Consider the following 3,723-nt stretch of genomic DNA (forward strand, 5'->3'; position numbering starts at 1 on the left):
ATGGGCAGGTTGAACATCAGATGCGCAGCCCACGCTCCTAACACTCCCCCCATGAGTTGCATGGCGATGTATGGCCAGGCCTCGCGCCACGGTAGGGAACCGCGACCCGCAAAGACGAGCGTGACGGCCGGATTGAAGTGAGCGCCGGAGATGGGCCCCAGCATCGTGATGAGGACAAACAGCATCGCGCTAGTGGCAAGCGTGTTGCCGAGCAGCGCCACGGCCACATTCCCGCCCGCTAACGCTTCGGCCATGATACCCGAGCCAATGACGGACGCGAACAGGAAGAATGAACCCAGCCCTTCAGCGGCAAGCCTTTGCTTGAGGCTGGCGTGGTCAATCAATCGCGGTGGCCCGGTCGCTCGTCTTGCCGATCTGCTTGAGCTGGTTCTCCAAGCTCAGTTTGTCGATGCTGTCCAACGGCAAGGCCAAGAACAGCTGTATGCGGCGCTGAAGCGCCAGATAGGCGTTCCAGAACGCGCGCTTCTGGCCATCGCCCTCGACGGTTGCAGGGTCTTCGATGCCCCAGTGCGCGGTCATTGGTTGTCCCGGCCATAGTGGACAGACTTCACCCGCTGCATTGTCACAGACGGTAAAGACGAAATTGAATTCCGGAGCGTCGGGGCGGGCAAATTCGTCCCAGCTCTTGGAGCGCAGCCCCTCGGTCGAAAGCCCAAGCTCGTTCAACCAGGCGAGGGCAGCGGGATGCACTTCACCCTTTGGGTAGCTCCCAGCCGAATAGGCCCGAAAGCGGCCCCGACCTTCCCGGTTGAGGATGACCTCAGCAAGGATGGAACGAGCCGAGTTGCCCGTGCAAAGGAACAGTACGTTATATGTCTTGTCCTGCGTCATCCGGACTTCCTTTCGGACTGGGACGAGGCTGCTGGGGAGCAGTCGGCGCCGCCGCAGCAGTTCTCCATCAGGTAGCCGACAAGCTCATTCATTGCGGCGTAGTCAGCCGAATAGACGAGCGAACGCCCGTCTCTTCGCTGCCTGATGAGCCCCGACCGATTGAGATGGGCTAGGTGGAACGAGAGGGAAGAGTTCGGAACCGACAGGGCTTCGGCCAGTGAACCAGCCGACATGCCGTTCACCCCAGCTTGAACAAGGAGCCGAAAGAGGGCGAGCCGATGTTCCTGCGCAAGGGCCGCTAGCGCGTCGATGGCCTTGGCCGATCGCATGGTAATCTCTCTTACATTTCGAATTATCTCGAAATGACGTTCGACGATCAGGATGTCAACAACATTTCCACATGATTGGAAATGTCCAAACCGTGAAGCCTTAGGAACTGTACCAGCTACCGACCGCTAACCACCCATCCCGGCCGTAGCGCGGATGTCCGCTATCCACCCAAAGCTGACATCGCAAAAACTTCTGTCCTACAGGCTGACGATCCGCCTAGTCTCCGACTCATGCAGACCGAGCCCTTCCGTCCAATCCCATCCAGCCCGCCAGCCGTGATCCGGTGCTCAGCGCGCGCAATCCTTCGCGCGCCGGATCGCATGGGGATTTCAGGACGGACGTAGCGTAAACATTGGAAACTTCCGATCGGCCCCGAAACCCCGATAGTGTGTGAACTTTCGTGAACTTTGGGTAGGAACTGACCCCATGCTCGCTATGCGCCCCGACTGCGAACGCTGCGGCGCCGACTTGCCCGCGAGCGCGCCAGGCGCGTTCATCTGCTCGTTCGAATGCACCTTCTGCGCGCCTTGTGCCGAAGCGCTGGACGACCGTTGCCCCAATTGCGGCGGCGACCTCTCCGACCGCCCGACCCGGTCGAAGCCCAATCTGGCGAACCATCCCGCGTCGACGGAGCGGAAGTACCAGCCGTGACTACCCCCCGCATCCTCGTCATCGCCGGCTCCGACTCCGGTGGCGGCGCGGGGATTCAGGCGGATATCAAGACGATCACTATGCTCGGCGGCCACGCCATGACCGCGATCACCGCCGTCACCGCGCAGAACACGCTCGGGGTGCAGGCGGTTCACCTCATCCCGACCGACATCGTCCTCGCCCAGATCGATTCGGTGGTCAGCGACATCGGCGTCGATGCGGTCAAGATCGGGATGATCGGATCGGCCGCGACCGCTCATGCCGTTGCCGACCGCCTCGAAGCACTCGACGTCCCGATCATATTCGACCCGGTGATGATCGCGACCAGCGGTGACAGCCTCGCCGACGCCGATACGATCGCGGCGTTCGGGCGGCTGATGGCGCTGGCGTCGGTGGTCACGCCGAACTTGCCCGAGCTCGAAGCGCTCGGCGGGGAGGCGGCGGTGATGGCGCATGGCGGTCACCTGCTGGTGAAGGGCGGGCATGCCGAGGGGTATCGCGTGATCGACCGCTTATTGTCCGCGAACGGTGAACTTGATCGCATTGAAGGTGAGAAGATCGACACCCGGCATACGCACGGCACAGGCTGTACGCTGGCGAGCGCGCTGGCGTGCGGGTTGGGAGCGGGTCTCCCGATCGAGCAGGCGTTCCGCCAGGCAGTGCGCTTTGTGCGGCATGCGATTGTGGCGGCACCGGGGCTGGGGCAGGGCCATGGGCCGCTCGGGCAGCAATTTGTGCCTCCTCCTCGTCATCCCCGCGAAAGCGGGGACCCAGCGCCGACAAAAAAACTGGGTTCCCGCTTTCGCGGGAATGACGAATAAGGCGCACGATGCCCCGTCCCTGCTTCAAGATTGAACGCGACTTCCCCACCCCCCTCGCCGGGGTTGACGAGGCTGGCTGCGCGCCGCTCGCGGGCCCGGTCGTCGCCGCCGCCGTCGTCCTCGACCGCGACCATTTTCCACGCGGGATCGACGACAGCAAGAAGCTCGACCTCGCCACTCGCGAGGCGATCTTCGCGCGGTTGCAGAAGGTTGCGCGGATCGGGGTCGGGATCGCCTCGGTCGCGGAGATCGACACGCTCAACATCTACTGGGCACGGATGCTGGCGATGAGCCGCGCGGTCGAGGCGCTGGGGTTCGAGCCGGCGTGGGTGCTGGTCGACGGCAACCGCCTGCCGAAGTGGGAGCGGGTCAATGCGAAACCGATCGTCGCCGGCGACACCAAGTGCCGCTCGATCGCCGCCGCATCGATCATTGCAAAGGTCACGCGCGACCGCATCATGCTCGATCATTCGCGCACGTACCCCGGCTATGGCTGGGAGACCAATCGCGGTTATCCGACCGTGCATCACCGCCGCGCGCTGGTCGAACTCGGCTGCACGCCGCTCCACCGCCGCAGCTTCAACCTGGTCCGCGAGCGGCTGGCGATGGGCTGTCAGCACGAAATGGAACAGGCGAGTCCTTTGGGCCACACCACCACCGGTTGAGTCCCGGACCGCTCCCATGACTCCATATGTTGTGCCGCCAAGCCGCTGGACGCGCTTCGTTCCCGCCGCCGCTGCGCGCCCGTTTACCCCTCCGCGCTTGACCGCGAGTCCGCCCTGACTCACCCTTGGGGCGAACAGGGGACACGCGTCGCATGATTGCCATTTTGCCGATCGGGGAGATGCGGGGCCGTGCGCGGCCCGCGACTAAACGACCGTCCCGCCCGCTGCAGCTCGACACCATCATCCAGGGCGATTGCATCGCCGAGATGGCGATGCTGCCCGACAAGTCGGTCGACATGATCTTCGCCGATCCGCCCTACAACCTCCAGCTCGGCGGCGACCTGTTCCGGCCAGAGGGAGGCCGCGTCGATGCTGTCGACGATGCGTGGGACAAGTTCGACAGC

General features: G+C 63.8%; 6 protein-coding genes and 1 pseudogene. 4 read left to right on the plus strand and 3 right to left on the minus strand.

All coding sequences use genetic code 11. The annotated features are described in order from the left end of the window. From RMN84_RS04000 to RMN84_RS04010, 3 genes are all read right to left on the minus strand, one after another. Nucleotides 1–344 (minus strand): aquaporin (locus RMN84_RS04000; RefSeq protein ID WP_309610912.1); only part of this gene is annotated, 344 nt, incomplete at its 3' end. Then, on the minus strand, nt 337–852 hold the full coding sequence (locus RMN84_RS04005) for an arsenate reductase ArsC (RefSeq protein ID WP_309610913.1): 516 nt from the start codon (nt 850–852) through the stop codon (nt 337–339). The genes RMN84_RS04005 and RMN84_RS04000, both read right to left, overlap by 8 nt. Further along, nucleotides 849–1,181, minus strand: a complete 333-nt coding sequence (locus tag RMN84_RS04010) for a metalloregulator ArsR/SmtB family transcription factor (RefSeq protein ID WP_309610914.1) — start codon at nt 1,179–1,181, stop codon at nt 849–851. The genes RMN84_RS04005 and RMN84_RS04010 overlap by 4 nt, the downstream gene beginning before the upstream one ends. 427 nt (nt 1,182–1,608) lie before the next feature. Between RMN84_RS04010 and RMN84_RS04015 the strand changes: the two genes are divergently transcribed. The 4 genes and pseudogenes from RMN84_RS04015 to RMN84_RS04030 form a co-directional block, all read left to right on the plus strand. Continuing rightward, nucleotides 1,609–1,833 carry a DUF1272 domain-containing protein gene (locus RMN84_RS04015; RefSeq protein WP_309610915.1) on the plus strand — a complete coding sequence of 75 codons (225 nt, stop codon included), beginning with the start codon at nt 1,609–1,611 and terminating at the stop codon, nt 1,831–1,833. Beyond that, nucleotides 1,830–2,654 carry a bifunctional hydroxymethylpyrimidine kinase/phosphomethylpyrimidine kinase gene (gene thiD, locus RMN84_RS04020; protein ID WP_309610916.1) on the plus strand — a complete coding sequence of 275 codons (825 nt, stop codon included), beginning with the start codon at nt 1,830–1,832 and terminating at the stop codon, nt 2,652–2,654. The genes RMN84_RS04015 and thiD overlap by 4 nt, the downstream gene beginning before the upstream one ends. 8 nt (nt 2,655–2,662) lie before the next feature. Beyond that, nucleotides 2,663–3,319, plus strand: coding sequence for a ribonuclease HII (locus tag RMN84_RS04025; protein ID WP_309610917.1), 657 nt, complete (start codon nt 2,663–2,665; stop codon nt 3,317–3,319). Between the two features lie 179 nt (nt 3,320–3,498). Next, nucleotides 3,499–3,723 (plus strand): annotated as a pseudogene (locus RMN84_RS04030) (site-specific DNA-methyltransferase); the annotation flags it as partial.

It is taken from the genome of Sphingomonas sp., assembly GCF_031380695.1.
Classification (GTDB): domain Bacteria; phylum Pseudomonadota; class Alphaproteobacteria; order Sphingomonadales; family Sphingomonadaceae; genus Sphingomicrobium.